31 protein-coding genes and 1 pseudogene are annotated in these 25,421 nt (G+C 36.3%); 31 read left to right on the top strand and 1 reads right to left on the bottom strand.

Annotated elements, in window-relative coordinates:
* The first annotated feature begins 47 nt into the window (after positions 1–47).
* The 31 genes from JNL75_01955 (at position 48) to rplQ (ending at position 22,974) form a co-directional block, all read left to right on the top strand.
* The gene (locus tag JNL75_01955) at positions 48–6,878 is read left to right on the top strand and encodes a gliding motility-associated C-terminal domain-containing protein (protein ID MBL7788580.1); all 6,831 of its coding nucleotides are present in this window, start codon (positions 48–50) and stop codon (positions 6,876–6,878) included.
* A gap of 404 nt (positions 6,879–7,282) precedes the next feature.
* Positions 7,283–7,588: a 30S ribosomal protein S10 gene (rpsJ, locus tag JNL75_01950; GenBank protein ID MBL7788579.1), complete on the top strand. Its 306-nt coding sequence runs from the start codon at positions 7,283–7,285 to the stop codon at positions 7,586–7,588.
* 40 nt (positions 7,589–7,628) lie between these two features.
* Entirely contained in the window at positions 7,629–8,252 is a 624-nt protein-coding gene (rplC, locus tag JNL75_01945; GenBank protein MBL7788578.1) for a 50S ribosomal protein L3, read from the top strand.
* Positions 8,253–8,260: 8 nt separating this feature from the next.
* Positions 8,261–8,884 carry a 50S ribosomal protein L4 gene (gene rplD, locus JNL75_01940; GenBank protein MBL7788577.1) on the top strand — a complete coding sequence of 208 codons (624 nt, stop codon included), beginning with the start codon at positions 8,261–8,263 and terminating at the stop codon, positions 8,882–8,884.
* 6 nt (positions 8,885–8,890) lie between these two features.
* A complete protein-coding gene (gene rplW, locus JNL75_01935; protein ID MBL7788576.1) occupies positions 8,891–9,187 on the top strand; it encodes a 50S ribosomal protein L23 in 297 nt (98 codons plus the stop codon).
* Positions 9,188–9,227: 40 nt separating this feature from the next.
* Complete coding sequence (rplB, locus tag JNL75_01930; GenBank protein ID MBL7788575.1) at positions 9,228–10,052, top strand: 50S ribosomal protein L2; 825 nt, start codon at positions 9,228–9,230, stop codon at positions 10,050–10,052.
* A gap of 35 nt (positions 10,053–10,087) precedes the next feature.
* Positions 10,088–10,357 carry a 30S ribosomal protein S19 gene (gene rpsS, locus JNL75_01925; protein MBL7788574.1) on the top strand — a complete coding sequence of 90 codons (270 nt, stop codon included), beginning with the start codon at positions 10,088–10,090 and terminating at the stop codon, positions 10,355–10,357.
* Positions 10,358–10,400: 43 nt separating this feature from the next.
* Entirely contained in the window at positions 10,401–10,745 is a 345-nt protein-coding gene (gene rplV / locus JNL75_01920; protein MBL7788573.1) for a 50S ribosomal protein L22, read from the top strand.
* 5 nt (positions 10,746–10,750) lie between these two features.
* Positions 10,751–11,548, top strand: a complete 798-nt coding sequence (gene rpsC, locus JNL75_01915) for a 30S ribosomal protein S3 (GenBank protein MBL7788572.1) — start codon at positions 10,751–10,753, stop codon at positions 11,546–11,548.
* 25 nt (positions 11,549–11,573) lie between these two features.
* Positions 11,574–11,996 carry a 50S ribosomal protein L16 gene (gene rplP / locus JNL75_01910; protein MBL7788571.1) on the top strand — a complete coding sequence of 141 codons (423 nt, stop codon included), beginning with the start codon at positions 11,574–11,576 and terminating at the stop codon, positions 11,994–11,996.
* Positions 11,997–12,046: 50 nt separating this feature from the next.
* Positions 12,047–12,241, top strand: a complete 195-nt coding sequence (rpmC, locus tag JNL75_01905; protein ID MBL7788570.1) for a 50S ribosomal protein L29 — start codon at positions 12,047–12,049, stop codon at positions 12,239–12,241.
* Positions 12,242–12,262: 21 nt separating this feature from the next.
* Positions 12,263–12,520, top strand: a complete 258-nt coding sequence (rpsQ, locus tag JNL75_01900) for a 30S ribosomal protein S17 (GenBank protein ID MBL7788569.1) — start codon at positions 12,263–12,265, stop codon at positions 12,518–12,520.
* A gap of 74 nt (positions 12,521–12,594) precedes the next feature.
* Positions 12,595–12,963: a 50S ribosomal protein L14 gene (gene rplN / locus JNL75_01895; GenBank protein MBL7788568.1), complete on the top strand. Its 369-nt coding sequence runs from the start codon at positions 12,595–12,597 to the stop codon at positions 12,961–12,963.
* A 36-nt stretch (positions 12,964–12,999) separates the two neighbouring features.
* Positions 13,000–13,314 carry a 50S ribosomal protein L24 gene (rplX, locus tag JNL75_01890; GenBank protein MBL7788567.1) on the top strand — a complete coding sequence of 105 codons (315 nt, stop codon included), beginning with the start codon at positions 13,000–13,002 and terminating at the stop codon, positions 13,312–13,314.
* Positions 13,315–13,338: 24 nt separating this feature from the next.
* Positions 13,339–13,878 carry a 50S ribosomal protein L5 gene (rplE, locus tag JNL75_01885; protein ID MBL7788566.1) on the top strand — a complete coding sequence of 180 codons (540 nt, stop codon included), beginning with the start codon at positions 13,339–13,341 and terminating at the stop codon, positions 13,876–13,878.
* A 37-nt stretch (positions 13,879–13,915) separates the two neighbouring features.
* Positions 13,916–14,185: a 30S ribosomal protein S14 gene (rpsN, locus tag JNL75_01880; GenBank protein ID MBL7788565.1), complete on the top strand. Its 270-nt coding sequence runs from the start codon at positions 13,916–13,918 to the stop codon at positions 14,183–14,185.
* A 41-nt stretch (positions 14,186–14,226) separates the two neighbouring features.
* Positions 14,227–14,631, top strand: coding sequence for a 30S ribosomal protein S8 (gene rpsH, locus JNL75_01875; GenBank protein MBL7788564.1), 405 nt, complete (start codon positions 14,227–14,229; stop codon positions 14,629–14,631).
* A gap of 48 nt (positions 14,632–14,679) precedes the next feature.
* On the top strand, positions 14,680–15,234 hold the full coding sequence (gene rplF / locus JNL75_01870) for a 50S ribosomal protein L6 (protein ID MBL7788563.1): 555 nt from the start codon (positions 14,680–14,682) through the stop codon (positions 15,232–15,234).
* Between the two features lie 46 nt (positions 15,235–15,280).
* Positions 15,281–15,625, top strand: coding sequence for a 50S ribosomal protein L18 (locus JNL75_01865; GenBank protein MBL7788562.1), 345 nt, complete (start codon positions 15,281–15,283; stop codon positions 15,623–15,625).
* Positions 15,626–15,652: 27 nt separating this feature from the next.
* A complete protein-coding gene (rpsE, locus tag JNL75_01860; protein ID MBL7788561.1) occupies positions 15,653–16,168 on the top strand; it encodes a 30S ribosomal protein S5 in 516 nt (171 codons plus the stop codon).
* Between the two features lie 54 nt (positions 16,169–16,222).
* Positions 16,223–16,402: a 50S ribosomal protein L30 gene (rpmD, locus tag JNL75_01855; protein MBL7788560.1), complete on the top strand. Its 180-nt coding sequence runs from the start codon at positions 16,223–16,225 to the stop codon at positions 16,400–16,402.
* Positions 16,403–16,430: 28 nt separating this feature from the next.
* Positions 16,431–16,877 carry a 50S ribosomal protein L15 gene (gene rplO, locus JNL75_01850; GenBank protein ID MBL7788559.1) on the top strand — a complete coding sequence of 149 codons (447 nt, stop codon included), beginning with the start codon at positions 16,431–16,433 and terminating at the stop codon, positions 16,875–16,877.
* A 31-nt stretch (positions 16,878–16,908) separates the two neighbouring features.
* Positions 16,909–18,306, top strand: a complete 1,398-nt coding sequence (gene secY / locus JNL75_01845; GenBank protein MBL7788558.1) for a preprotein translocase subunit SecY — start codon at positions 16,909–16,911, stop codon at positions 18,304–18,306.
* A gap of 67 nt (positions 18,307–18,373) precedes the next feature.
* Positions 18,374–19,132: a type I methionyl aminopeptidase gene (gene map / locus JNL75_01840; protein ID MBL7788557.1), complete on the top strand. Its 759-nt coding sequence runs from the start codon at positions 18,374–18,376 to the stop codon at positions 19,130–19,132.
* A 65-nt stretch (positions 19,133–19,197) separates the two neighbouring features.
* The gene (gene infA, locus JNL75_01835; GenBank protein ID MBL7788556.1) at positions 19,198–19,416 is read left to right on the top strand and encodes a translation initiation factor IF-1; all 219 of its coding nucleotides are present in this window, start codon (positions 19,198–19,200) and stop codon (positions 19,414–19,416) included.
* Between the two features lie 29 nt (positions 19,417–19,445).
* The gene (gene ykgO / locus JNL75_01830; GenBank protein ID MBL7788555.1) at positions 19,446–19,562 is read left to right on the top strand and encodes a type B 50S ribosomal protein L36; all 117 of its coding nucleotides are present in this window, start codon (positions 19,446–19,448) and stop codon (positions 19,560–19,562) included.
* A gap of 35 nt (positions 19,563–19,597) precedes the next feature.
* Positions 19,598–19,975: a 30S ribosomal protein S13 gene (rpsM, locus tag JNL75_01825; protein ID MBL7788554.1), complete on the top strand. Its 378-nt coding sequence runs from the start codon at positions 19,598–19,600 to the stop codon at positions 19,973–19,975.
* Between the two features lie 69 nt (positions 19,976–20,044).
* Positions 20,045–20,437: a 30S ribosomal protein S11 gene (rpsK, locus tag JNL75_01820; GenBank protein MBL7788553.1), complete on the top strand. Its 393-nt coding sequence runs from the start codon at positions 20,045–20,047 to the stop codon at positions 20,435–20,437.
* Positions 20,438–20,473: 36 nt separating this feature from the next.
* Complete coding sequence (gene rpsD, locus JNL75_01815) at positions 20,474–21,079, top strand: 30S ribosomal protein S4 (GenBank protein ID MBL7788552.1); 606 nt, start codon at positions 20,474–20,476, stop codon at positions 21,077–21,079.
* Between the two features lie 103 nt (positions 21,080–21,182).
* Complete coding sequence (locus JNL75_01810; protein ID MBL7788551.1) at positions 21,183–22,181, top strand: DNA-directed RNA polymerase subunit alpha; 999 nt, start codon at positions 21,183–21,185, stop codon at positions 22,179–22,181.
* A 184-nt stretch (positions 22,182–22,365) separates the two neighbouring features.
* On the top strand, positions 22,366–22,974 hold the full coding sequence (gene rplQ / locus JNL75_01805; protein ID MBL7788550.1) for a 50S ribosomal protein L17: 609 nt from the start codon (positions 22,366–22,368) through the stop codon (positions 22,972–22,974).
* A gap of 323 nt (positions 22,975–23,297) precedes the next feature.
* Here rplQ and JNL75_01800 read toward each other — a convergent pair.
* A pseudogene (locus JNL75_01800) lies at positions 23,298–24,968 on the bottom strand (formate--tetrahydrofolate ligase).
* Positions 24,969–25,421: the final 453 nt, after the last annotated feature.

The following is a 25,421-nucleotide window of genomic DNA, read 5'->3' as shown; positions in this document are numbered from 1 at the left end:
TTCTAAGGAGATACATATTTTCAATATTAATTTTATTTGTGTATTTCATGTCAGAAATGAAAGGGCAGGGTTGTAGTGCAGTGTCTGTAAGAGTGAGTCCTAGTCCTTTATCAGCTCCTAAAAGAGATACCACCGTATGTAAAGGCTCTAGCTTGTCTGCATCTGTAAGTATACCTACGCTGCGCTCCACGACATCTTATACCGTCACTACCATTCCACACGTGGATACCCTTCCATGTGAAACCACAGGCTCATTGGTGGCAGGTGCTGGAATTACCATTGATGACGCCTATTCTGCCATTCAGAATATTGGGTTTAATTTTTGCTTTTTCGGGGTACAGCATACTCAGATGCAAATCTGCGATAATGGCTTTCTTACCTTCTCTACCAATAAACCTGTGTTGTCTACGTATACAGCTCCCTTTGTGCCTAGAAGATTGCCTCTTTCTGCTAATCCTAACCCTTCCTCTGTAGCCACTACCTTGCCACCCAATAGTATTCTAGGTGCTTGGTTTGATGCCTACTTAGTGACTACTGGTTCTAATCCTGGTGGAGGCACCATTACTACTCAATTGGTAGGTACAGCACCTTTTAGAGCATACATCGTGAAATGGAATAATTGCAGATATTTTTTATCAAGCTGTAGAAGCGATCCCAATATGGTCTTAAATATGAAAATTGTGTTATATGAGACAACCAATTTGATTGATATCTATATAAAAACTAAGCCTATTTGTACCTTATCTAGCACCGTATTGCGATATCCTGCTACTCAAGGCTTGCAAGGAGATTCTATATTTAAATTTATAGTGACCCCAGGGAGAGATAGCTCTTTATGGAATGGAGCAAATACAGCTGTGCGATTTACCCCAAATGGAAGTCTCAATACTACGACAGTTCAATGGACTAAAAATGGATCCGCAATTAGCTCTGCAGCAGTTGCAAATTTTGTAGCGAATGATGATTCAGCTAATTATGTTGCGAGCGTTACGATCTCTCAGCCCTGCCCATCTGGCACGCTAATAGCGCGTGATACGCTCAAGGTTTATGGAATAAATAATGTAGTACAGGTCTCCGAATTATATGATACCATCAAGTGTCAAAATTCGAAACTATTAAATGCTACGAATGTTTCCGCACTCAATTATACCTGGGATAATGGCTCTACAAGCCCTACTCGAACGGTTTCGAATACAGGAAGATATTATGTCGTAAGAAGATTTAACGCTCTCGGATGCAATAGAGATACCGTGTTTTATAATGTAATAAAATATGTACAACCTAAAATTGACTCCTTTCGAAGAATTGGATGTTTTAATTCTCTGGCTAATGGTCAATTAAGACTCTTCGTATCTGGAGATACTGGAGGCTTGCGATTAGGCACCATCCCTAATCCAACTTCGAATACCAATCCAATTTTGAATCAAACTCGTGGGAGTATGACTTATTGGGTTCGGAATGCGGGAGGTTGCGCAGATTCTATTTCCCTAACTCACGATTCCATGTCTACTATTTACTCTAAAAGAGTCAATTACTGCAATCAGGATTCCAGCGGGTTGATGCGCTTAACACCACTAGGAGGTTATTCCCCGTTTACCTATGTACTTACGGGTAGATCTCCTCAGTCTGTAGATTCATTCAATAAAATTACAACCGGTATCTACACTATCCAAGTTACCGACAGGGCTGGATGCAGCATTCAGCGCACGGATACTATAGTCCCATTTACTAATTTAAGTCTTGCTTTCACTCGAGACAGTGCTAAATGCTTCGGAGATTCCAGTGGTAGAATAGTAGCTAGTTTGTCTGGTGGTAAACCGGGTTATTTTTATTCAATCAATAATGGGAGTTTTACATCTTCTGGGGTTTTTAATACATTGAAGGCGGGAAGCTATATAATCAAAACGAAAGATGCAGCAAATTGTCCGATCGATACTTCGATTACTATCCTTCAGTATCCTCTGATTACAGCCTCTGTCTCGAAGCAAAATAATTGTCCATTTAATGCGAATGGAGCTCTATCTATTTCCGCCAATGGGGGAAATCCTAGTTATGAGTATAGGTATAATAGCGGAGCATTTCAAACAGCCCCCAATTTTATTAATCTGATAAATGGTGCCTTTAATTATTCTATCCGTGATAGAAATAATTGTATTCGCATATTTCAAGATACACTTAAAAGTCATTCAAAACCTGTTTTAGGATTGATAATGAAAAAAAATGTGAGCTGCTTTGGATTCAGTGATGGTAAAATAAAAGTGAATACTAGTATGGGTAAGACACCGTATACCTATTCATGGAACCTTACAGGTAGTAATGACTCTTTGGTTAATTTGTCCAGTGCTTCTTATATAGCTTTCGTTTCAGATTCTAATGGTTGTAGAGACACATTATCTATAGTGATAACCCAGCCCGATTCGCTAAGGGCAAGTTTGAATTTTAAACATCCACTATGTCATCTTTCTTCGAATGGATTTATCAGAGTCCTACCTCAAGGTGGTACAGCACCATATCAATATGCTATCAATGCGTCCGCTTTTTCAAATTCGGATAGCTTTGGCGGGTTAATCGGTGCGGTATATAACATTCAAATAAGAGATAGTCAGTCGTGCTTAAAATCTTATTCTCTGACTTTGACTAATCCATCCGCTTTGCAGTTATCGCTAATTTCAGATAGTGTAAAATGTTTTGGTGGAAACAGTGGTCGAATTCTATTTTTCGCTTCGGGAGGCAGTCCAGGCTATACCTACCGTTTAAATAGTCTTGCTTATGATACCGCTAGTTTCAAACTAAATCTTGTAGCCTCGAACTATACTGTTTCTATAAAAGATACGAATGGCTGTACCAAAGACTCTTCGATCCAAGTATTTACTTATGCACCAATCACTATGGTCAAAAGCATTCTAGATACGATACGATGTAAAAATGGGAATGATGGAAGGATATCGATTACGGCTTCTGGTGGACGTTCGCCTTATACTTATTCCATCAATGGAGGAGTATTTCAGACATCTCATATCTTCCTGAACCTGAATACGGGCATGAAGTATATACGAGTAAAGGATGCGTATGATTGTGAAGTATTGGATTCTATATTTATGTCAGAACCATCAGGTATGACATCCAATGTAACCATTCAGAAAAATGTCTCTTGTTTTGGCTTATCTGACGCTAAAGCGAAGGTAAATGTAGTCGGTGGACAGCCTCCATACGCCTACTTATGGTCAAATAATGTGACTTTGGATTCCAATATAACTCTAAATAGAGGCCCCCATTATGTAGTCATAACCGATACCAAAAATTGTAAAGATTCTGTCTCATTTAACATCACCCAACCAGACTCACTTCACGCAAGTTTTAATTTGTATCACCCTAGGTGTCATAATACATTAGGTTCGATAAAAGCAATACCTATAGGAGGCACAGCTCCATTTCAGTATTCCTTCAATGCTTCTGCTTTCAATACCACTGATTCATTTTTTAATCTGACTGGGACTAGTTATACTGTCGTAGTTAGAGATATAAACTTATGTAGCAAAATATTTAATCCAACTTTAATAACGCCAGCCCCTTTGACCGCAACATATAAAATGGACTCCATTCGATGTTTCGGAGCCAGTACTGGTAAAATTACAGTTAACCATTCTGGCGGTACAGGCACTAAAACAATTAGAAGTAATTCAATGGTGAATATAGGTGATACGGTGAAAAATCTGAGTGTAGGAAATTATTTAATTGAAGTATTAGATGTAAATAATTGTAAGGTAGATTCCTTGATGAATGTTCCTCAGTATCCGGATATAGTCATAACAACTCAAAAGGATACCATAAAATGTTTTGGAAATACAAATGCGGCTATGACTATTTCCGCTAGCGGAGGTGCAGGCGGATATTCCTATGGTATAAATGCTTCAGCCTTTGGGTCTTCTAATTTATTTACTGGATTGGCTGCTGGCGTTCAGACTGCCAAGGTGCGTGATCAGTATCAGTGTATAAAGTCGCAAAATGTAACGATTACACAAATAGATTCTATGGTTATTGTACCTCAGTTAACCCAGAATTTATGCTTTAAAGATAGCCTGGGAAAAGTAAAATTTTTAATTTCAGGTGGCACTCCGCCATATCTAATTTCATTTAATGGTTCTGCCAGTAATACTGTAGATACTTTTACCAAACTACCTGCTGGTACTTATAATTACAGCATTCGAGATTTTTATAATTGTATAAAAAATGGCACTGTGACCATTACTCAACCAAGTCAAATCCGAAGTCCAGCTATCATCGATAGTGTCAAATGTTTTAAACAGACCACTGGCAGTGTTATTGTGAATCCTTCTGGCGGCACTCCAGGCTATATGATTTCTTTTAATGGTCAGACCTTTACCTCAGCCAATACCTTTGTTAATCTAGCTGCGGGCTTTTACAATCTAAAAGTAAGAGATGCGAATCTATGTATCAAAGATACCAATGTAGAAGTTAAGTCAAGCGATACATTTTATTATACATATACGGTGGATAGTATAGACTGTAATAATGCTAGCAATGGTAGGGTAACAATAACTGCATTTGGAGGTAAACCACCTTACCAGTATAGATTAAATTCTGGCTTATTTACCACGAACAATGTAATTAACAATTTGCCACCTACCAATCATGTCATTCAAATTAGAGATTACTATAATTGTATCCTCAATCTAGCAGTGACTTTAACAAATCCTAGTCCTATTCTTATTAATATCGATAGTAATATAGGAAATCTATGTTCTAATGAAAGCAAAGGGAGACTAGAAGTTTCCTCATCTGGCGGTAAAATGCCACATACCTATAGCTGGTCTAATGGAGGGAATACGAATCGTGTGGTTAATTTAGCTGCTGCAAACTATACAGTCTCCGTGCGTGATTCTAAAAACTGTTTAAAAACAGCAGTTATGTCAGTTACCGAACCTCCAAATTTTAATGTAGTGGTGAATCAAAAGAATTTAAAATGTTTTGGAGATACAGATGGAAGTATAGCTTTAATCGTAACTGGGGCTAGTCCTATACCACCAGCAAATTATAGCTATAACTGGTCAAATGGAAATTCCACCTCTTCTATCACAAATTTAACATCAGGAATTTATTCTGTTACAATTACAGATAGAAATTTATGTACTACTATAAGAGTTTATAACCTCACACAACCTGATTCGATCTCTTACGAATTAAAAGCAACTAAGAGTCACTGTGCAGCTTCCAAGGATGGCAAACTAGATGTAACAAATCTGAAAGGAGGTACGGCTCCATTTTTCAAGTACAACTGGAGTCATGGTCCTTCTTCTATGAATGTTACCAATTTAGAACCTTTTCAATCTTATACTATCACCATTACAGATACCAATAACTGTCAAAAACAAAAAAAGGAATACATAGATACTATGTATGTGCTAAGAGTGAAACTAGATACCTTAGGTATTCCTAGGTGTCCATATAGTCTACTAAATCTGAGAATGCAACCTCTGACTGGCACAAACCCTATAGAGTTTAATCTGGGAAGTGTCCAGAACAATTCAGGAAATTTCATCAATCAGAAAAATTCTAAATATACCATTTTAGTTAAAGATGTATATGGTTGTGAATATTTGGATTCCTTAGACCTAGTGCCTAGGGATACTATGAAGCTCGAGTTAATCAAGTATCCCCCACCTTGCGAGACTGCCAATATATTCCCCGTAAAGGCATTAGTCACCGGGGGTAAGACACCCTATACCTTCGAATGGCCAAGAGCGTTTTGGGCGGTGAATGATTCTGCTAGATATAATCTGACAGGCTACTATGAGCTGGTAGTTCATGATAGCTATGGATGTAAAGTAGGAACATCCTTGAATCTTCGACTACCTGATGGAGCTTTACATGGGGTAATCGTAGAGAAGAAAAATTTGAGGTGTTATCAACTAAACGATGGTAGATTGAAAGTAGACGCTAAAGGCGGATATTCGCCCTATAAATATCTCTGGAATACGAAAGAAACTTCGCCTCTTATCACGAATCTTCAAGCGAATTTGCCCTATTCGGTTACGATTACTGATGATGAAAATTGTAACTATATAGTCTATGATACCTTGTCGCAACCAGATTCACTTTATCTAAATTCAAAATATGCGGACTTAAAATGTAAGGAGGATGTTAATGGCACGATTACAGTGTTTCCCTATGGAGGCGCACCACCATATTCATATCGTGTAGATAGCAGTAAAGGGTACACGAAAGAGCCTTACTTTTCGGGCTTGAGCTATGGTAACTACCTAGTTTCGATAAAAGATGATAGTGCATGCACAGACTCGAAACCTATTTATATAGACTATATCTATAAACTTACTTTGTCCCTCGATACCGTTTTTAATATAAAGACAGGAGAAACTATTCTTATAAATCCTGCATTGACTTTAACTCCTAGTTCTGCATTTTATATAGCTACATGGAGTCCAGGCTTAGGCTTGAGTTGTACAGATTGTCTTAGCCCAGAATTTAGCGGATATCAAACTACACGTTTCAATTTGAATTTGAAATATGGGGATGGTTGTATAGCAGATTTCTCCACTATAGTCAAAGTCGAAGGAACAGAAAGTGATGAACTCTTTGTTCCGAATGCCTTCTCCCCTCATGCTGAAAAATCAGAAAATCTAACGTTCAAAGCTTATGCCAATCGGGTCTTGCGTTTCGAAATGGCTGTCTATAACCGATGGGGAGAGAAAGTCTTCGAAACAGATGATATTCGCCTAGGCTGGGATGGAACCTACAAAGGGGAGCCTGCTGCCAAAGGAGTCTATACATATACCCTTCGCTTAACTAAGTTAGATGGTATTCGTTTAGTGAAGTCTGGGGAGGTGAGTTTGTTTTAGGAAATGGTAAAGCTGGATGTAAAGTTCAAATTCCTTTATTTCTTAAGCCTAATCTTTATGTTAATAGACACATTATCAAGCGTTTCTATTGTTTATAATTAAAACGATACTTGATTTTCAAAAAAATACGATTTTTTTAGGAAAAAGTACTACCTTTGCACTCCCTTAGAAAAAAAGGGAAAAACAACAAATCATCCGTTTTGAGGTGTAGAAGCCTAGGATTTTGTTGATTAGAATTCGCTGATTTACAGCTATTTTAGACTAGTGTCTAATTTTTTCTTTTCAATAAAATTTATCTAGTTATCTTTGCACCCTCAAAAAAATGTCAGGGAAGACTTGGTCATAGTGCCAAATCGCTTTGGTATCAAGGATTAAAACGAAAAAGAGAAAAGTAAATAGACAATATGAGTCAAAGAATTAGAATAAAATTGAAGTCGTACGACCACAATCTAGTAGATAAGTCTGCTGAGAAAATCGTAAAATCAGTAAAGGCTACTGGTGCTGTAGTGTCTGGACCTATTCCATTACCTACGCACAAGAATATCTTTACCATCTTGCGTTCTCCACACGTAAACTCTAACTCTAAAGAGCAGTTTCAATTGTGTACTTATAAGAGACTATTAGATATTTACTCTTCTTCATCTAAGACCGTAGATGCACTCATGAAGTTAGAATTACCTTCTGGTGTTGATGTAGATATTAAAATATAATTAATCACTTAAAAATAAGCTTAACCATAGCCGCTGTTAAATCATGAAAGGAATAATAGGAAAAAAACTAGGAATGATGAGCTACTTCGATGACAAAGGAAAAAGCATCGGATGTACCATTATCGAAGCTGGTCCATGTGTGGTAACGCAAGTAAAAACACAAGAAGTGGATGGCTACAATGCTCTTCAAATTGGATTTGAAGAGAAAAAAGAAAAAAACACTTCAGCAGGAATGAAGGGTCATTTCGCAAAATCTAACACCACTCCAAAGAAAAAATTAGTAGAAATCGCTGGACATGAAGGTAAAAACCTTGGAGATACCATTTCTGCTGCTGACTTTGCTGAAGGCGATGTGGTAGAAATCGTAGGTATTTCTAAAGGAAAAGGATTTCAAGGTGTCGTGAAAAGACATGGCTTCTCTGGAGTAGGTATGGGATCACACGGTCAGCATGACAGACAGAGAGCTCCAGGTTCTATTGGTGCTTCTTCCTTCCCATCAAGAGTTTTCCCTGGTACGAGAATGGCCGGTAGAATGGGCGGTGATCAAGTGAAATTGAAAGGAATCAAAGTATTGAAAGTAATCGAAGATAAAAATGTACTAGTAGTTAAAGGTTCTGTGCCTGGCGCAAATGGTTCATACGTAGTCCTTCAAAATAAAAAATAAGCTAAGTGATGAAAATAGATATATTAAATATTGACGGTAAGTCTACAGGTAAAAGTATCGAATTGGATGAGGCGGTGTTCGCTATTGAACCCAATGACCATGCATTGTATCTTGCTGCTAAATTATATTTGGCAAATCAAAGACAAGGCACGCACAAGACAAAAGAAAGAGGTGAGGTAGCTGGCTCTACTAAAAAGCTTCATAGACAAAAAGGAACAGGTGGATCTAGAAAAGGCTCTATCAAAAACCCAGTTTTCGGTAATGGTAGAATTTTCGGTCCTAGACCTAGAAATTATTCATTCAAGTTGAATAAAAAAGTAAAGACATTAGCTACTAAGTCTGCACTTTCTTATAAAACCAAAGAAAACAATATTATCGTAGTCGAAGATTTTAACTACAATGAACCAAAGACGAAAAATTTCGTAAGCACATTATCCAATTTAAATTTATCCAATAATAAATCAATATTTGTAATTTCAACTACAGATAGTAACGTAGCTTTGAGTTCACGAAATATTCCAAATACTTTGACAGTGCGTCCTAGTGATTTGAATACATATGATATTATGAATTGTGATAAATTGGTAATTTGTGAGAGCAGTGTATCATTATTAACTGAAAGATTAAAATAAGAAATCATGCAAGGGACAAAAAGAGTTTTAATCAGACCACTTGTTACAGAAAAGAGCAATCTAGTAACAGAGAAGCAAAATAAATATGTGTTTATCGTAGATAGAAAATCTACGAAAGCAGAAATCAAATCTGCGGTAGAATCATATTTCAATGTAGATGTAGTAGCAGTAAACACTTCTATCACTCCAGGTAAAGTGACTACTAAAATGACAAAAAAAGGTATGGTATCTGGTAGAAAATCAGCTGCTAAAAAAGCTTATATTACATTGAAAGAAGGTAATACGATAGACATTTACAGTTAATCGATTCTTCAAATTAATTAGAGTAGAAAATTAGATAAAGATGGCAATCAAGAAATATAGACCGATAACCCCAGGTATGAGACATAGAATAGGTAATACCTATTCTGAGATAACGACAAGTACTCCTGAGAAATCATTAACTACTACACTGAGATCCTCTGGTGGTAGAAATAACCAAGGTAGAATGACAATGCGTTACTTGGGTGGTGGTAATAAGAAGCAGTATAGAATCATCGATTTCAAGAGAAATAATTTTGGAATCGAAGGAGAGGTTAAAACAATCGAATACGATCCATATAGAACTGCTTTCATTTGCTTAGTAGTTTTCAAAAACGGTGATAAGAGATATGTATTGGCTCCTGCAGGTATCAAAGTAGGTCAGAAAATTATTTCTGGACCAGGTTCTGCACCAGAGTTAGGAAACACATTACCTTTGAGTGAAGTGCCTCTAGGTTCAATGATTCATAATGTCGAATTACAACCAGGAAGAGGGGCTCAAATGGTAAGAAGCGCAGGTACTAGTGCTCAATTGCTTTCCAGAGAAGGTAAATACGCTCTTTTAAAGTTGAGCTCAGGTGAGAATAGATTGGTTTTAGCCAATTGCTTAGCGACTATAGGTACTGTTTCAAATGGAGACCATTCTCTAGAGGTGAAAGGTAAAGCAGGTAAAAGCAGACATATCGGAAGAAGACCTAGAGTAAGAGGTGTAGCTATGAACCCAGTCGATCACCCAATGGGTGGTGGTGAAGGTAGATCAACAGGTGGTCACCCAAGATCTAGAAACGGTCAGAAGGCTAAGGGTCTTAAGACAAGAGATGTAAATAAGGCAAGTAGCAGACATATAATATCTAGAAAGAAAAAATAATTTTCGAATAAACATATAACGAAAAACGAAAAGAAATGGCAAGATCACTGAAAAAAGGACCATATGTAGCATATACTTTATTGAAAAAAGTAGAAACTGCAAATGATGCAAACAAAAAAGTAACCATTAAGACTTGGAGCAGAGCCAGTATGATTATTCCTGATATGGTAGGTCATACCTTCGCTGTACATAATGGAAATAAATTTTTCCCAGTCTATGTTACAGAAAATATGGTAGGACATAAGTTAGGAGAATTCGCACCGACAAGACAATTCAAAGGTCACTCTTCTAAGAAAATTAAATAATAAAGTAAGTATATAAACGGATAACTGAATAAACTGAAAAGTAATGGAAGCTGTAGCAAAATTAAATAACTGCCCTACCTCTCCTCGTAAGATGAGACTAGTAGCAGATATCATAAGAGGAAAAGAGGTCAATGAAGCTCTAAACATACTGAAGTTCTCAAAGAAAGAGCCTGCTGTCAAATTGCACAAACTACTCTTATCAGCAGTGAATAACTGGGAGCAAAAAAGTGGTGATAGTGCAGATAGTGTAAATCTTTTCGTAAAAACTATCATGGTGAATGAAGGTAAAATGCTGAAGAGATTTCAACCTGCACCACAAGGAAGAGCATACAGAATCAGAAAAAGAAGTAACCACGTATCAATCATTTTAGATAACAAAAACTCATAAGAATAATGGGACAAAAGACGAATCCAATTGCAAATAGATTAGGTATTATCAGAGGATGGGAATCTAACTGGTATGGTGGTAAAGATGCTGCTAGCAAAATGGCAGAAGATGAGAAGATAAGAGCATATATCGAGAAAAAAATAGCTAAGGCTGGTATAGCTAAGGTAGTTATCGAAAGAACATTGAAGAGAGTTACTGTGACGATTCATACCTCTAAACCAGGTATCGTAATAGGTAAAGGAGGCCAAGATGTAGAGTTATTGAAAAAAGATTTAGATAAATTGACTGGGAAAGAAATCCAGATCAATATTATGGAGGTAAAGAATCCGGAATTGGATGCGAATATCGTAGGTGAAAATATCTGCAAACAAATCGAGGCCAGAGTAGCCTATAAAAGAGCTATAAAAATGGCATTAGCAGCTACTATGAGAGCAGGAGCTGAAGGTATTAAGGTGAGAGCCTCTGGTAGATTAGGTGGAGTGGAGATGGCTAGAACGGAAGAATTCAAGTTAGGTAGAACACCATTACATACTTTCAGAGCTGATATAGACTATACCTGGAAAGAAGCATTGACTATCTACGGAAAAATCGGTGTGAAAGTTTGGATATGTAGAGGTGAAATGCTAGGTAAAGTAGATTTAACTCCGAATCAAGAACAAGCTGGTGACAAAGGCGGTAAAATGACATCGAATAGAGGTGAAGGTGGAAGAGACAATAGAAGAGGTGGCGGAGATAGAGAAGGTAACCGAAGAGGTGGAGATAGAGAAGGCAATAGAAGAGGTGGAGATAGAGATAGAAGATAATATTTAGTAGAAAAAATAGAGAAATATGTTACTCCCTAAAAGAACGAAATTTAGAAAGCAATTTAAAGGAAAGATTAAAGGAAATGCCACGAGAGGTTTTGAACTTCTTCAAGGCTCTTTCGGATTAAAAAGCTTAGACGAAGGATGGATTACAAATAGACAAATTGAATCTGCCCGTATCGCTTTAACTAGATATATGAAGAGAGAAGGACAGGTTTGGATCAAAATATTTCCAGACAAGCCTATCACCAAGAAACCAGCTGAGGTACGTATGGGTAAGGGTAAAGGTAACCCAGAAGGCTGGGTGGCAGTGATTAAGCCAGGAACTATATTGTTCGAAATTGACGGTGTACCATCTGAGGTGGCGAACGAGGCTTTAAGACTAGCTGCTCAGAAAATGCCTTGTAAGTGTAAAATCATTACAAGACACGATTACGTAGAAGCATAATTATTGTAGAGAGAAATATAAGATTTTCTAGAAAATATAAAAATAAGGAAATGGCAAAGAATGCGAAAAAAGTAAACTATAATGATATGGCTAAGGAAGATTTAGTCAAGAGCATAGTTCAGGAGAAGCAAAAATACTACAAGATGCAGTTTAATCATGCGGTATCACCGCTCGCTAATCCAATAGAATTGAGAATAGCAAGAAGAAATATAGCTAGAATGTTAACAGCCTTAGCTAGTAAATAATTTATATAGAAACATTTAGTCATGGAAGTAAGAAATAAAAGAAAAGAAATTCAAGGTAAAGTAGTCAGTGATAAAAGAGACAAGACTATTACAATACTAGTAGAGAAAAAGATAAAGCATCCATTATATGGAAAGGTTATGAAATCTTCTAAGAAATTTCAGGCTCATGATGAAAATAATGAGTGCAAAGTAGGCGATATTGTGAAGGTGATGGAGACTAGACCATTGAGTAAAACGAAGCGTTGGAGATTGATAGAAATTTTAGAAAGAGCTATCTAAGTATATTGAAAAAAATAAAATAAGAAGGGTAGCAATCATTTATTACCCACTGTCAACTGAATAAACTAAAAGAAATGATACAACAAGAGTCGAGACTAAATGTAGCAGACAATAGCGGAGCAAAAGAAGTTCTTGTCATAAGAGTTTTAGGTGGTACTAAGAGAAGATATGCTTCTATTGGCGACCAAGTAATTGTAACGGTAAAGAAAGCTTTACCTCAGGCAGGTATAAAAAAAGGAATCGTATCGAGAGCTGTAGTCGTGAGAACGAAGAAGCAAACAAGAAGAAAAGATGGTTCATATATCCGATTTGATGACAATGCTTGTGTGTTGTTAAATGCTTCTGATGAGCCAAGAGGATCGCGTATTTTCGGTCCAGTGGCTAGAGAATTAAGAGATTCAAACTTTATGAAAATTGTTTCATTGGCACCAGAGGTACTATAATTCAAATAGCAAACACAACGATAAAAACGTACGAAAATGATAAAGTTAAAAATAAAGAAAGGAGATACAGTACAAGTAATAGCTGGTGATGATAAAGGAAAATCAGGAGTTATTAAGTCTGTAGATGTTAAGAAAATGAGAGTATTGGTAGAAGGTATCAATATGGTGAAGAGACATACAAAACCATCAGCTTCTAAACCTGAAGGTGGTATCATAGAAAAAGAGGCTCCTATCCATGTGAGCAATGTTATGCTTTTGGATGCAAAGGGAAATGCTTCTAGAGTCGGTAAAAAGAAAGAAGGTGACAGCTGGGTAAGATTTTCAAAAAAATCAGGAGAGATTATTAAGTAATAAAATAAAAGAATCATGAGTTATATACCAAGATTACAAGAAAGATATAAAAAAGAAATAGTCAAGCAGATGACTGAGAAATTCGGTTATAAGTCTGTCATGCAGGTTCCTAGACTTCAGAAAATAGTGTTGAACCAAGGTGTGAAAGGTGCCGTAGCTGATAAGAAATTAGTCAACAATGCTGTAGAAGAAATGACAATAATTTCTGGACAAAAAGCAGTAGCCACATATTCTAAGAAAGATATTGCAAATTTCAAATTGCGTTCTGGTATGCCTATTGGAGCTAAAGTGACTTTGAGAAGCAATCAGATGTATGAATTCTTAGATCGATTTGTTTCTGTTTCTTTACCACGGGTAAGAGATTTCAGAGGAATAAATAATAAAGGTTTTGATGGAAGAGGTAACTACAATATGGGTATAACTGAGCAAATTATCTTCCCAGAAATAGATATCGATAAGATCAATAAAATCTCTGGTATGGATATTACGTTCGTAACCTCGGCGAAGACAGATGCAGAGTGTTTTGAACTGTTAAAATTACTAGGACTACCTTTCAAAAGCTAATCAACTGAAACAACGGATAATAGAATAAACTGAAAATATGGCAAGTAAATCAATCATAGCAAGAGAAGTTAAAAGAGCTAAACTAGTAGCAAAGTTTGCTGAAAAAAGAAAAGCTCTTAAAGAAGAAGGAAATTGGTTAGAGTTAGATAAGCTACCAAAAAATTCTTGTAAGAATAGACTGCACAATAGATGTCAAATCACAGGAAGACCAAAAGGTTATATTAGACATTTTGGAATTTCACGTAACGTATTTAGAGAATTAGCTTCGTATGGCAAACTACCTGGTGTGACAAAAGCAAGCTGGTAGAATTGAGGATAAAATAAACAAATAACTAATAAAGAAGAAATATGTATACAGATCCAATTTCAGATTATTTGACAAGAGTGAGAAATGCACAAGCTGCAGGTCATAGAATTGTAGAGATTCCAGCATCTAATCTAAAGAAAAAAATCACGGAAATATTACACGATCATGGATTCATTGCAAAATATAAGTTTGAGAATGAAGCTTTCGGTGGTCAAGGTGTTATCAAGATAGCATTAAAGTATGATCCTGTGACTAGACAGCCTGTTATTAGAACTATCAAGCGTTTGAGTAGACCAGGATTAAGAGCCTATGCTTCTTGTAATGAAATACCTAGAACCATGTCAGGATTAGGAGTCACGATTTTAAGTACACCTAAAGGCGTTATCACAGATAAAGAAGCTAGAAAATTGAATGTAGGCGGAGAATTGATTTGTTCTGTAAGCTAATATAAATACAAGTTAATACAAACTGTAAATCGATAAAAAGAAAAAAGTATGTCACGAATTGGTAAAAATCCTATTACAATCCCAGCGGGAGTAGAGGTGAAGTTTAATAATGGACAAGTTACCGTTAAAGGTAAAAAAGGAGAATTGGTCCAGGCTATCGATAGAGATATAAATGTGAAAATAGATGGAAGTGAACTGACAGTAGAAAGACCTACTGAGCAGAAGAGACACAAAGCGATGCATGGTCTATATAGAGCATTAATAAACAATATGGTTGTAGGTGTATCAGAGGGATATACTAAGAAAATGGAGATGATCGGTGTAGGTTTTAGATGTTCTAATCAAGGTCAACTGCTAGAATTGGCGGTTGGATATTCTCACCCTGTAGTGTTTATGATACCAAGTGAAATCAAAGTATCTACAGCTATGGAAAAAGGTACTCCTCCTACCATTACGTTAGAGTCACATGATTTGCAATTATTAGGTCAGGTAGCAGCAAGAATACAGAAGATAAGAAAACCTGAGCCATATAAAGGAAAAGGTATCAAGTTCCAAGGTCAAGAATTGAGAAAGAAAGCTGGAAAAGCTGGCGCTAAGAAGTAATATTAAGGTATCGAGTTTAAGGTATTAAGATTAAAATAGAATTGAAATGATAAATAAATCTGAGAGAAGAGAAAAAATTCACAAGAAAATACGTTCAAAAATTACAGGAACGACTGAAAAGCCTCGTATGACTGTCTATAGAAGTAATAAGCAAATCTATGTGCAGTTGATAGACGATATCAATGGTAACACCTTAGTATCTGCAAGTTCGAAAGAAATAAAAGATGGTGGACCAAAGTCTGATGTATCTGCTAAGGTAGGCAAGGCTATCGCAGAGAAAGCAAGTTCTAAAGGTATAGGCTCCGTGGTATTTGATAGAAGTGGTTTTTTATATCATGGAAGAGTAAAAGCATTAGCAGAAGCTGCTAGAGAAGCAGGACTTAAATTTTAATATCAACGACTATAACAAATTATCAGTATGACGAATACAGTAAATAGTATAAAGGCAAGTGAACTAGAACTTAAAGAAAAAGTTGTAGCTCTAAGAAGAGTAGTAAAGGTCACTAAAGGTGGTCGTCACTTTAGTTTTTCTGCTACAGTAGTTATCGGTAACGGTAGCGGTGTAGTAGGATATGGACAAGGTAAAGCAAAAGAAGTAACTGATGCTATTCAAAAAGGAATTGATGATGCTAAAAAGCATTTGATTACAGTACCTGTTTTGAATGGAACTATTCCTCATGAGCAGACAGGAAAATTCGGTGCTGGAAAGGTATTGATTAAGCCTGCAACAAATGGTACGGGTGTTATCGCTGGTGGAGCTATGCGAACAGTACTTGAAAGTGCGGGTATCCATAACGTATTGGCTAAATCGCAAGGTACATCAAATGCTAATAACGTTATCAAAGCGACGTTTGATGCCCTTTCAAAATTGAGAACTCCTTCTACCATAGCTTTCAATAGAAGTGTAAAAATGGATAAAGTATTCAACGGTTAAAAATAAGATACTACTGCAAACTGAACAAACTGTAAACTGAACAAACTGCAAAATATGAGCAAGGTAAGAATAACACAAGTTAAAAGTTCTATAGATAGAAGCAAGGACCAGAAAGCTACATTGATAGCATTGGGTTTGCGTAAAATGAATCAATCGCGCGAGGTGGAGTTAAATCCAGCGATGGAAGGAATGATCAATAAAGTAAAACACTTATTGTCAGTAGAAAATCTGTAATAGTATTAAATAGAAAATACATAGTATAATGAAGTTACATGAATTGAAGCCAGCAAAAGGCGCAGTTAAAAGTTCAAAAAGAGTAGGTAGAGGACAAGGTTCTGGTAAAGGTGGAACATCTACTAGAGGTCATAAAGGTGCTCAGTCTAATTCTGGCTATTCTCAAAAGAGAGGATTCGAGGGAGGACAGATGCCATTACAAAGAAGAATACCTAAAAAAGGATTCAAATCTTTGAACAAAGTAGAATATGTTCCATTCAATTTAACTAAGATTAATGAATTGGTAACTAAGTACGCCATGACCGAATTTTCTTTCGAAACATTGAGAGAAAATAGAGTTATTCAAAAATTTGACAAAGTTAAAGTATTAGCTCATGGAGAATTGACAATCTCAGTTCCTATGAAAGTTCATGCTATCAGCGCTAAAGCGAAAGAGGCAGCTGAGGCGAAAGGTTGTAATGTATCAATTATTTAGTACTAAGAATTATAAACACCTTATCTAGACCATGAAAGGATTTATTGAAACTATAAAGAGTATCTGGAGTATAAAAGAACTTAGAAATAAGATTTATTATACATTAATTTTATTAGCTATTTATAGATTGGGTACGCATATTGTACTACCAGGTATTGATTTAGCTTCAATTAAAGATATAGGTAAGAGTGCTGAAGGTGGTTTATTAGGGTTATTTAATATGTTTGCTGGTGGTGCTTTTGCGCAGGCCTCAATATTCGGATTAGGTGTTATGCCATACATCTCTGCTTCTATCGCTATGCAGCTTTTAGGGTTTGTAATTCCTTCATTTAAGAAATTACAGATGGAAGGTGAAAGTGGTCGCAGAACGATAAATCAGTATACACGATATTTAACCATTTTATTCACATTATTCCAAGGTGCAGGATATATTACCTTTCTTCGTGGGCTGGGGATGCAGCCTGCAGCCGGTATCAATACAACCTTCTTCACTATTATGACTATGTTTGTATTGACCTCAGGTACATTATTCGTAGTATGGTTAGGTGAAAGAATTACTGAACGAGGACTTGGTAATGGTGTATCTATCATAATTATGGCAGGTATTATAGCACGTTTACCTGTATCATTTTACAACGAATTGCAGGCAAAGCAAGTTTCTACGGGAGGTCTTGTCTTAATTCTCATGGAATTATTGTTGTTCGTATTTGTTATTATGGTTACTATTCTTGTACTACAAGCTACTAGAAAAGTTGCAGTACAGTATGCCAGAAGAATCGTAGAAGGTGGAGGTATGAGTGTCATCCCTGGTAGAAGACAATCAGCTCCCAGTTCAAAAGATGAGGCATCTGAAGTAGCAGGGAGTGTGCGACAATATTTACCTTTGAAGTTGAATACTGCAGGTGTAATGCCTATCATTTTTGCTCAAGCAGTTATGTTCCTTCCTTCATTATTGGGGCAGTTTAAAATTATTGACCCGAATAGCACATTGATGATTAACTTAACCAATCCTAGTGGTGTGGTATATAATTTAGTGGTTTTTGCAATGGTTGTTGTCATGACATTTTTGTATACTGCTATTGTTATGAGCCCTTCTCAAATGGCGGATGATTTAAAGAGAAATAATGGATTTATACCAGGTGTAAAACCAGGAAGTGAAACGGCAGATTATCTAGATATGATTATTTCTAGAATCACCCTTCCAGGTTCTATTTTCCTAGGACTTATAGCTATATTCCCATTCTTTGTTACTTTATTTTTAAAGGTGGATCAGCAGTGGGCTAGCTTTTATGGAGGCACTTCATTGTTGATAGCCATTGGAGTTATTTTAGATACTATTATGCAGGTTGATGGTCATCTTGCGCATAAAAAATATGATGGCTTGACGGACTACAATAAGTTGCAAAGTCGTCAATTTTCAGAAGTTTAACTTAGTCTTCTAAATTCCCACTATTTTGAAAAGACTTCAAATCAAAACAGATGAGGAGATTGAAATTATGCGTGAAAGCTGTGAATTGGTTTCAAGGGTTCATGAACTCATGGCCAAAGAACTTCGAATAGGTAAGACAGGCGTAGAATTAGATAAATTAGCAGAGGAATTTATAAGAGACCACCAGGCAAAACCTTCTTTCAAAGGGTATGGCGGTTTTCCATACACCTTGTGTATTTCACCAAACTATACTGTGGTACATGGATTTCCAAGTAATATTCCTTTTAAGGAAACGGACATAGTTTCTATCGATTGTGGGGTTTATTATAAAGGATTTCATGGGGATTGTGCATATTCTTATGCATTTGGACGGGTGGATACCGAAACTTTAAGACTAATGGAAGTGACTAAAAAGTCACTTCAATTAGGTGTAGATATGGTAAAAGCGGGAGTAAGAACAGGAGATTTAGGACATGAAATTCAATCTTATTGTGAAAAACATGGCTATTCTGTAGTAAGAGAGCTTGTAGGTCACGGCGTAGGAAGAGACTTGCACGAAGCACCAGATGTGCCTAATTATGGAAAAAAGGGCAAAGGAGATATTCTTAAGAGAAATATCGTGATAGCTATAGAACCGATGATAAACATGGGGAAAAAGGATGTTTATACTGCAGAGGATAAATGGACTGTAAACACAAATGATCATAAAATGTCTGCCCATTATGAGCATACGGTTTGGGTCAGATTAGATGATGCTGAGGCTTTAACTAGGCATGATTGGTGCGAAGAAGCGATAAAAATGAATAAAGAACTCATTTTTGTCTAAAAAAAATGCAAAAAAAGGAAGTTGCTTAGATAAAATGTAATATCTTTGCCGACCTAAAAAATTAAATGGGTAAACAGGATTTAATAAAAATTGACGGTGAAATTGTGGAAGCCCTCTCTAATGCTATGTTTAGAGTGAAGCTTCAAAATGGACACGAGATTATTTCCACAATTTCTGGGAAGATGAGGATGAATTATATTAAAATCCTTCCTGGAGACAAGGTAGCTGTTGAGATGAGTCCTTATGATTTGAATAGAGGAAGAATTACATTTAGGTATAAGTAGTAAAAAAAGACTGAATAAACTGTATAAAAATGAAAGTAAGAGCATCTATAAAGAAAAGAAGTGAAGACTGCAAAATTGTGCGCAGAAAAGGCAGGTTGTATGTCATCAACAAGAAAAATCCTAAATTCAAACAAAGACAAGGTTAATAACCACTTTTAAATAACATTAATATCAAAGTTAAATGGCGAGAATAGCAGGTATCGACTTACCAAAAAACAAGAGAGGCGAAATAGGGTTAACTTACGTTTTCGGAATCGGGAGATCTACAGCAGTAGAAATCTTGAGCAAATTGTCTATGGATAAAAACATGAAAGTCAATCAATGGACAGATGAGCAAATAGCTGAAATTAATAAGTATATTGCAGATAATTGCACAGTAGAAGGGGAATTGAGATCTGAGGTACAATTGAATATAAAAAGACTTCAGGATATAGCGTGCTACAGAGGCATTAGACATAGAAAAGGCTTGCCTTTGAGAGGTCAATCTACTAAGAATAATGCTAGAACTAGAAAAGGCAAGAAGAAAACAGTAGCAAATAAGAAAAAAGTAACTAAATAAACATTAGAATCTAGAAGTAAGAATTTAGGAATTAGATTGTACTAAGTTCAGACTAAAAAAATATAACAAATGGCAAAGACGACTAAACAAAGTGCTAAAAAAAGAGTTGTAAAAGTAGAGAAGGAAGGACAAGTCCATATTAACGCTACTTTTAATAACATTATTATTTCTTTCACAAACAATACAGGCCAAGTTATTTCTTGGGGTAGCGCTGGAAAAGCTGGATTCAGAGGTTCAAAAAAGAATACTCCATATGCAGCTCAAATGGCATGCGATGATGCAGCTAAAGTAGCCTACGAAGCAGGTTTAAGAAAGGTGGAGGTTTTTGTTAAAGGTCCTGGAGCAGGTAGAGAAAGTGCTATTAGAACCGTAGTAACAAATGGTATGGAAGTATCGGTAATAAAGGATATCACTCCTATGCCACACAATGGATGTCGCCCTCCTAAAAAGAGAAGAGTTTAATTTATAACGTAATAACTAACAACTAATAACTAGTTTATGGCAAGATATAGAGGTCCTAGTACCAAAATCGCTAGAAAATTCGGAGAAGAAATTTTTGGATATGACAAATATTTCCAAAGAAGAAAATATGCTCCTGGTCAACATGGACAGTCAAGAAAGAGAAAGTCTCAGAGTGAGTATGCTATTCAGTTGAGAGAAAAGCAAAAAGCAAAATATACTTACGGGTTACTAGAAAGACAATTTTATAAGACATTTGAGAAAGCCTTAAGTAAGCATGGTGTAACAGGTGAAGTATTACTCCAATTGCTAGAAGCTAGATTAGATAATACCGTTTTCAGATTAGGCTTTGCTGCTACCAGAAGACAAGCTAGGCAAGTGGTTCTTCATAAGCATGTAACAGTGAATGATAGAGTAGTTAACATTCCTTCTTTTTCTTTAAAGCCAGGAGATGTGGTAGCTATAAGAGAAAAGTCCAAATCTTTGGATCTTGTGAGCTCAGCTTTGGCTAACACAGAGAGAAAATTCTCTTGGTTAGATGTTAATGATAACCTGAAAGAAGGTAAATTTATCAACTACCCTACAAGAGATGAGATTCCTGAGAAAATTAACGAGCAGTTAATCGTAGAATTGTATTCAAAATAATAGTCTTTAATCAAGTATTAAATAACCATTAAGTTTTAAGAAGCAGAGACAAGTCAATTTTCGACTTAGAACTGACAACTGACGACTGAAAAAACCAATATATATGTCCATTTTACCATTTCAGAAGCCAAATAAAATATTAATGAATAAGTCGACTGAGTTCGAAGGAAACTTTGAATTCAAGCCGTTAGAGCCTGGCTTCGGTGTTACTATAGGGAACTCTATCCGACGTGTTCTCTTGTCATCATTAAGCGGATATGCTATCACTGGTGTAAAAATCGAAGGTATTCAACACGAATTCTCTACGATACCTGGTATATTAGAGGATACTACCGAGATGATTCTGAATTTGAAGCAGGTAAGATTTAAAAAGGCTACAGAGGCGGAGGTTTCACACGAGAAAATTAATCTTACGATTAAAGGTAAAAATCAGTTTACCGCTGGTGATATAGGTAAAGCAACTTCTTCATTTGAAGTAGTTAATCCTGATCTCGTGATTTGCAATTTTGATGGAGCTTCTGCGCTGAATCTTGAAATTTCTGTTCAGAAAGGACGTGGTTACGTATCTGCTGAGGAGAATATCATGCCCGAAATGCCAATAGGTTATATTCCAATCGATTCAATTTTCTCTCCTATAAGAAATGTACAGTATGATATCGAAAATTTCCGTGTAGAGCAAAGAACAGACTTTGAAAAATTGAATATCAATATCAAAACAGATGGTACAATTCATCCAGAATATGCTATCAAAGAGGCTTCTAAAATATTAGTTCAGCACTTATTGTTATTGACTGATGAGAAAATAACTTTGGATGTACAAGAGGTGAAGAAAGAGGTGGTCGTAGACGAGCATTCTATGTACATGAAAAAATTACTAAAAACTCCTCTAGAAGATTTAGATCTTTCAGTAAGAGCTTTCAATTGTTTGAAGACAGCAAAAATCGAGACATTGGAGGAGCTTGTACAGTTCGATACAAACGATTTATTGAAGTTTAGAAACTTTGGTAGAAAATCTTTGGTAGAAATCGAAGAACTATTAGTAGAGAAGGGTCTTTCTTTCGGTATGGATATAGCGAAGTATAGATTACACGAAGAAGATTAATGGGTGAAAAGTAGAAAGTGAAAAGTAGAAAGAGTAATTTATTACCACCAAACTTTCACCTTTTTGCTTTAAACTTTTAACTAAAGTAAAGGTCATTAGTCGCCTTAAAGGCTATAAAAAAAAATTATTTCTTAATTTCTTATTGCATACCTGATACGGTGCAATTAGTTTAAAAACAAAAAAAATGAGACACGGTAACAAGGTGAATCACCTAGGCAGGAAAACTGCACACAGAAAAGCGCTATTAATGAATCTTTCTAATGCGCTCATTCAGCACAAAAGAATCACAACCACATTGGCAAAGGCAAAAGAGCTAAGAAAGCATATTGAGCCTTTAATCAATAAGACTAAAAATGATAGCACGCACAATAGACGGATTCTATTCTCATATCTTCAGGATAAAGAAAGTATTAAAGAACTTTTTGGCGTTATCGCTGATAAAGTAGCTAATAGACCAGGTGGTTATACAAGAATCATCAAACTAGGCTTTAGAAAAGGAGATGCCGCAGATATAGCTATGATCGAATTGGTAGATTTCAATGAAATCTATGTAAAAGAAACTAAAGCAGCTACAGGCAAGACTAGAAGAGGTCGATCTAAGAAATCGGCTGCTGTAGCAGAATCAAAAGCAGAGGAGACTGCTACAAATGAAGAGCTTGTAGAAGATGTGGCTGAAGTAGAAAATGTGTCAGAAGCATTGGAAGAAATAGCTCAAGATACGGCAGATGAAGCTGCTCCTGAAGTAGCAGAGTCTAGTGCAGAAACTAATGAAGCTACAGAAGAAACTAAATAAGAATAATCATTCGGTATAAACAAAAATGGACTATCAATTGATAGTCCATTTTTATTTAGGGTCTGCTGAAAAACTCAGAAGTGGGCCAAATACGAGTCATCAAGCCGAAGCTGTATAGACATACTGCGAGGTAAAGATGGCGAAGTAGTTGGTGTGCTTCTGAGTAGCCAAAAATTCTTGCTGATAACTGTAAGATCTTTAGGCACGAACTCCAGTAAACTTGTTTTTACAATTTGCATTTTTGGGTTAGAACCTTTTTGCAATGTTTTGACTATCAATTGTTTTGACGTTTTTGAGCAGACCCTATTTAGTATGGTCTACTCCTATGACAGCCCCACTATCTTCCCATTATCATCTATGTCAATATTCACAGAATTAGGGATCTTTGGTAGTCCTGGCATACGCATGACATCTCCTAGCAGAGCCACTATAAATCCGGCACCACTCGATATTTCAAATTCTCTTACATTAATTTCAAAACCTGTAGGACGACCTATTTTTTTCTCATTGTCACTAAAGCTGGCTGGTGTCTTAGTCATACAGACTGGCATATGATATAAGCCTAATTTTTGAATCAGCTTTAACTGTGACTTAGCTTTCGCAGAAAAGGCAACATTTGCCGCACCATAAATTTCTTTAGCTATGATATTAATCTTTTCTTCGAGTGTATGCTTTTCATTGCAGAGTGGTTGGAAGTTGTTTTTGCCACTTTCGATCTCTTCTATCACCATACCTGCTAGTTCCGCAGAACCTTGACCTCCATCGACAAAAGCTGTACTCCTAGACACTTTGACACCCATTGCAGAACATAGCTCTTTCAATTTATTGATTTCAGCATCGGTGTCGAAAGGAAATGCATTGATACAAACGATAGGAGTTATTCCAAATTTTTTGATATTCTCGATGTGCTTTTCTAGATTACAAAATCCCTTCTCTATGAATTCTATACTTTCTTTGGTCAAATCTTCTGCGCTACAGCCTCCATGATGTTTGATGGCTCTTACGGTGGCTACTATCACAGCTGCATCGGGTTTCAATCCATTCGGAGCACATTTGATATGCATAAATTTCTCTGCACCCAGATCTGAACCAAAGCCCGCTTCTGTCACTACATAATCAGCCAAAGAAAGCCCCATTTTCGTAGCAATAATAGAATTGGTACCCTGGGCTATACTCGCAAATGGACCTCCATGTAAAATAGTAGGAGTTCCTTCTAATGTCTGTACCAGATTTGGTTTGATGGCATCTTTCATTAAAACAGCCATCGCACCAATACTTTTCAAATCTTTTGCATAAATCGCTTCACCGGTATATGTTTGACCAATATATATATTCGACATTCTTCTTTTCAAATCTTCCATATCTTTTGATAGACAAAGGATAGCCATGATTTCGGATGCAGGCGTAATGTTAAATCCATCCTCTCGCACAACTCCATTAGCCTTGCCACCTGTTCCTATGATAATTTGTCTGAGACTTCTATCATTCATATCCATGACCCGCTTCCAAGCGATAGTTCTTGGGTCTATTTGTAACGAATCTTTGCCGTTATGTAGATCATTATCTATCACAGCTGATAATAAATTATTAGTCTTCTCGATAGCTGCAAAATCACCAGTAAAATGTAAATTAATGTCCTCCATAGGGACTACCTGCGAGTATCCACCGCCTGCTGCTCCGCCCTTAACCCCAAAAACAGGACCTAAAGAAGGCTCGCGAAGCACAGCCATAGATTTCTTACCAATCTTTCTCAATCCATCAGCTAATCCTATAGTCATGGTTGTCTTGCCTTCACCGTACTTAGTGGGGGAGAGTGCCGTGATAAGTATGAGCTTCGATTTCTTTACTTTATCCTCATCTATAAGTTTTAGAGGTAATTTAGCCTTGCGCTTTCCATAGTATTCTAAATCATCCTCTGATACATTTATCTTTTTAGCTATATCTTTTATGTGTTCCATCTGCGCACTCTGCGCTATCTCTATGTCTGACTTCATGCTTTATTTCGGTTAAATTTTTATTAAGGTTATAAAAAAATAGTGACAAACAAATGTACATGAATTTTTTTATTCAGGATTTTGATTCTAAACGCGGGATGACATTTATTTAGTTCTAGGATCCATACGAAATTTGACTAAAGTAAATACGCTAGTGGATTGAAGTGAACTATGTTAATCCCAATTTAATCATTAGAAGCCACAAGGTGGCGAACTATATGATTTAGTTGTCCCGAAGTTTTCTCGGGACGATTTAGAATTTGTTTCAATCCTGTATGTACGGGATTGAAATACAAATTCTTAATCGATTCAGCATTTTCTAATGCGGAATTCTATCTAACTACCCCTCAATTAGCTAGTATACAGTCTTTTGCAATTTTATATTTCTCAATTGTTTTATTGATATAATGTATTTTATTTTTTTTAATTATTTCCTGATACTCATTTGAGTCT

The organism is Chitinophagales bacterium, assembly GCA_016787225.1.
Classification (GTDB): Bacteria; Bacteroidota; Bacteroidia; order Chitinophagales; family JADJOU01; genus CHPMRC01.
Note: the sequence above shows the minus strand (reverse complement) of the source record. Positions and strands in the feature narration are given on the sequence as shown.

What these genes read in the sequence shown, in the direction of transcription:
- JNL75_01955 (MBL7788580.1), top strand. Translation starts at nt 48, where the DNA reads ATGTCAGAAATGAAAGGGCAGGGTTGTAGTGCAGTGTCTGTAAGAGTG.
- rpsJ (MBL7788579.1), top strand. Translation starts at nt 7,283, where the DNA reads ATGAGTCAAAGAATTAGAATAAAATTGAAGTCGTACGACCACAATCTA.
- rplD (MBL7788577.1), top strand. Translation starts at nt 8,261, where the DNA reads ATGAAAATAGATATATTAAATATTGACGGTAAGTCTACAGGTAAAAGT.
- rplW (MBL7788576.1), top strand. Translation starts at nt 8,891, where the DNA reads ATGCAAGGGACAAAAAGAGTTTTAATCAGACCACTTGTTACAGAAAAG.
- rplB (MBL7788575.1), top strand. Translation starts at nt 9,228, where the DNA reads ATGGCAATCAAGAAATATAGACCGATAACCCCAGGTATGAGACATAGA.
- rpsS (MBL7788574.1), top strand. Translation starts at nt 10,088, where the DNA reads ATGGCAAGATCACTGAAAAAAGGACCATATGTAGCATATACTTTATTG.
- rplV (MBL7788573.1), top strand. Translation starts at nt 10,401, where the DNA reads ATGGAAGCTGTAGCAAAATTAAATAACTGCCCTACCTCTCCTCGTAAG.
- rpsC (MBL7788572.1), top strand. Translation starts at nt 10,751, where the DNA reads ATGGGACAAAAGACGAATCCAATTGCAAATAGATTAGGTATTATCAGA.
- rplP (MBL7788571.1), top strand. Translation starts at nt 11,574, where the DNA reads ATGTTACTCCCTAAAAGAACGAAATTTAGAAAGCAATTTAAAGGAAAG.
- rpmC (MBL7788570.1), top strand. Translation starts at nt 12,047, where the DNA reads ATGGCAAAGAATGCGAAAAAAGTAAACTATAATGATATGGCTAAGGAA.
- rpsQ (MBL7788569.1), top strand. Translation starts at nt 12,263, where the DNA reads ATGGAAGTAAGAAATAAAAGAAAAGAAATTCAAGGTAAAGTAGTCAGT.
- rplN (MBL7788568.1), top strand. Translation starts at nt 12,595, where the DNA reads ATGATACAACAAGAGTCGAGACTAAATGTAGCAGACAATAGCGGAGCA.
- rplX (MBL7788567.1), top strand. Translation starts at nt 13,000, where the DNA reads ATGATAAAGTTAAAAATAAAGAAAGGAGATACAGTACAAGTAATAGCT.
- rpsN (MBL7788565.1), top strand. Translation starts at nt 13,916, where the DNA reads ATGGCAAGTAAATCAATCATAGCAAGAGAAGTTAAAAGAGCTAAACTA.
- rpsH (MBL7788564.1), top strand. Translation starts at nt 14,227, where the DNA reads ATGTATACAGATCCAATTTCAGATTATTTGACAAGAGTGAGAAATGCA.
- rplF (MBL7788563.1), top strand. Translation starts at nt 14,680, where the DNA reads ATGTCACGAATTGGTAAAAATCCTATTACAATCCCAGCGGGAGTAGAG.
- JNL75_01865 (MBL7788562.1), top strand. Translation starts at nt 15,281, where the DNA reads ATGATAAATAAATCTGAGAGAAGAGAAAAAATTCACAAGAAAATACGT.
- rpsE (MBL7788561.1), top strand. Translation starts at nt 15,653, where the DNA reads ATGACGAATACAGTAAATAGTATAAAGGCAAGTGAACTAGAACTTAAA.
- rpmD (MBL7788560.1), top strand. Translation starts at nt 16,223, where the DNA reads ATGAGCAAGGTAAGAATAACACAAGTTAAAAGTTCTATAGATAGAAGC.
- rplO (MBL7788559.1), top strand. Translation starts at nt 16,431, where the DNA reads ATGAAGTTACATGAATTGAAGCCAGCAAAAGGCGCAGTTAAAAGTTCA.
- secY (MBL7788558.1), top strand. Translation starts at nt 16,909, where the DNA reads ATGAAAGGATTTATTGAAACTATAAAGAGTATCTGGAGTATAAAAGAA.
- map (MBL7788557.1), top strand. Translation starts at nt 18,374, where the DNA reads ATGCGTGAAAGCTGTGAATTGGTTTCAAGGGTTCATGAACTCATGGCC.
- infA (MBL7788556.1), top strand. Translation starts at nt 19,198, where the DNA reads ATGGGTAAACAGGATTTAATAAAAATTGACGGTGAAATTGTGGAAGCC.
- ykgO (MBL7788555.1), top strand. Translation starts at nt 19,446, where the DNA reads ATGAAAGTAAGAGCATCTATAAAGAAAAGAAGTGAAGACTGCAAAATT.
- rpsM (MBL7788554.1), top strand. Translation starts at nt 19,598, where the DNA reads ATGGCGAGAATAGCAGGTATCGACTTACCAAAAAACAAGAGAGGCGAA.
- rpsK (MBL7788553.1), top strand. Translation starts at nt 20,045, where the DNA reads ATGGCAAAGACGACTAAACAAAGTGCTAAAAAAAGAGTTGTAAAAGTA.
- rpsD (MBL7788552.1), top strand. Translation starts at nt 20,474, where the DNA reads ATGGCAAGATATAGAGGTCCTAGTACCAAAATCGCTAGAAAATTCGGA.
- JNL75_01810 (MBL7788551.1), top strand. Translation starts at nt 21,183, where the DNA reads ATGTCCATTTTACCATTTCAGAAGCCAAATAAAATATTAATGAATAAG.
- rplQ (MBL7788550.1), top strand. Translation starts at nt 22,366, where the DNA reads ATGAGACACGGTAACAAGGTGAATCACCTAGGCAGGAAAACTGCACAC.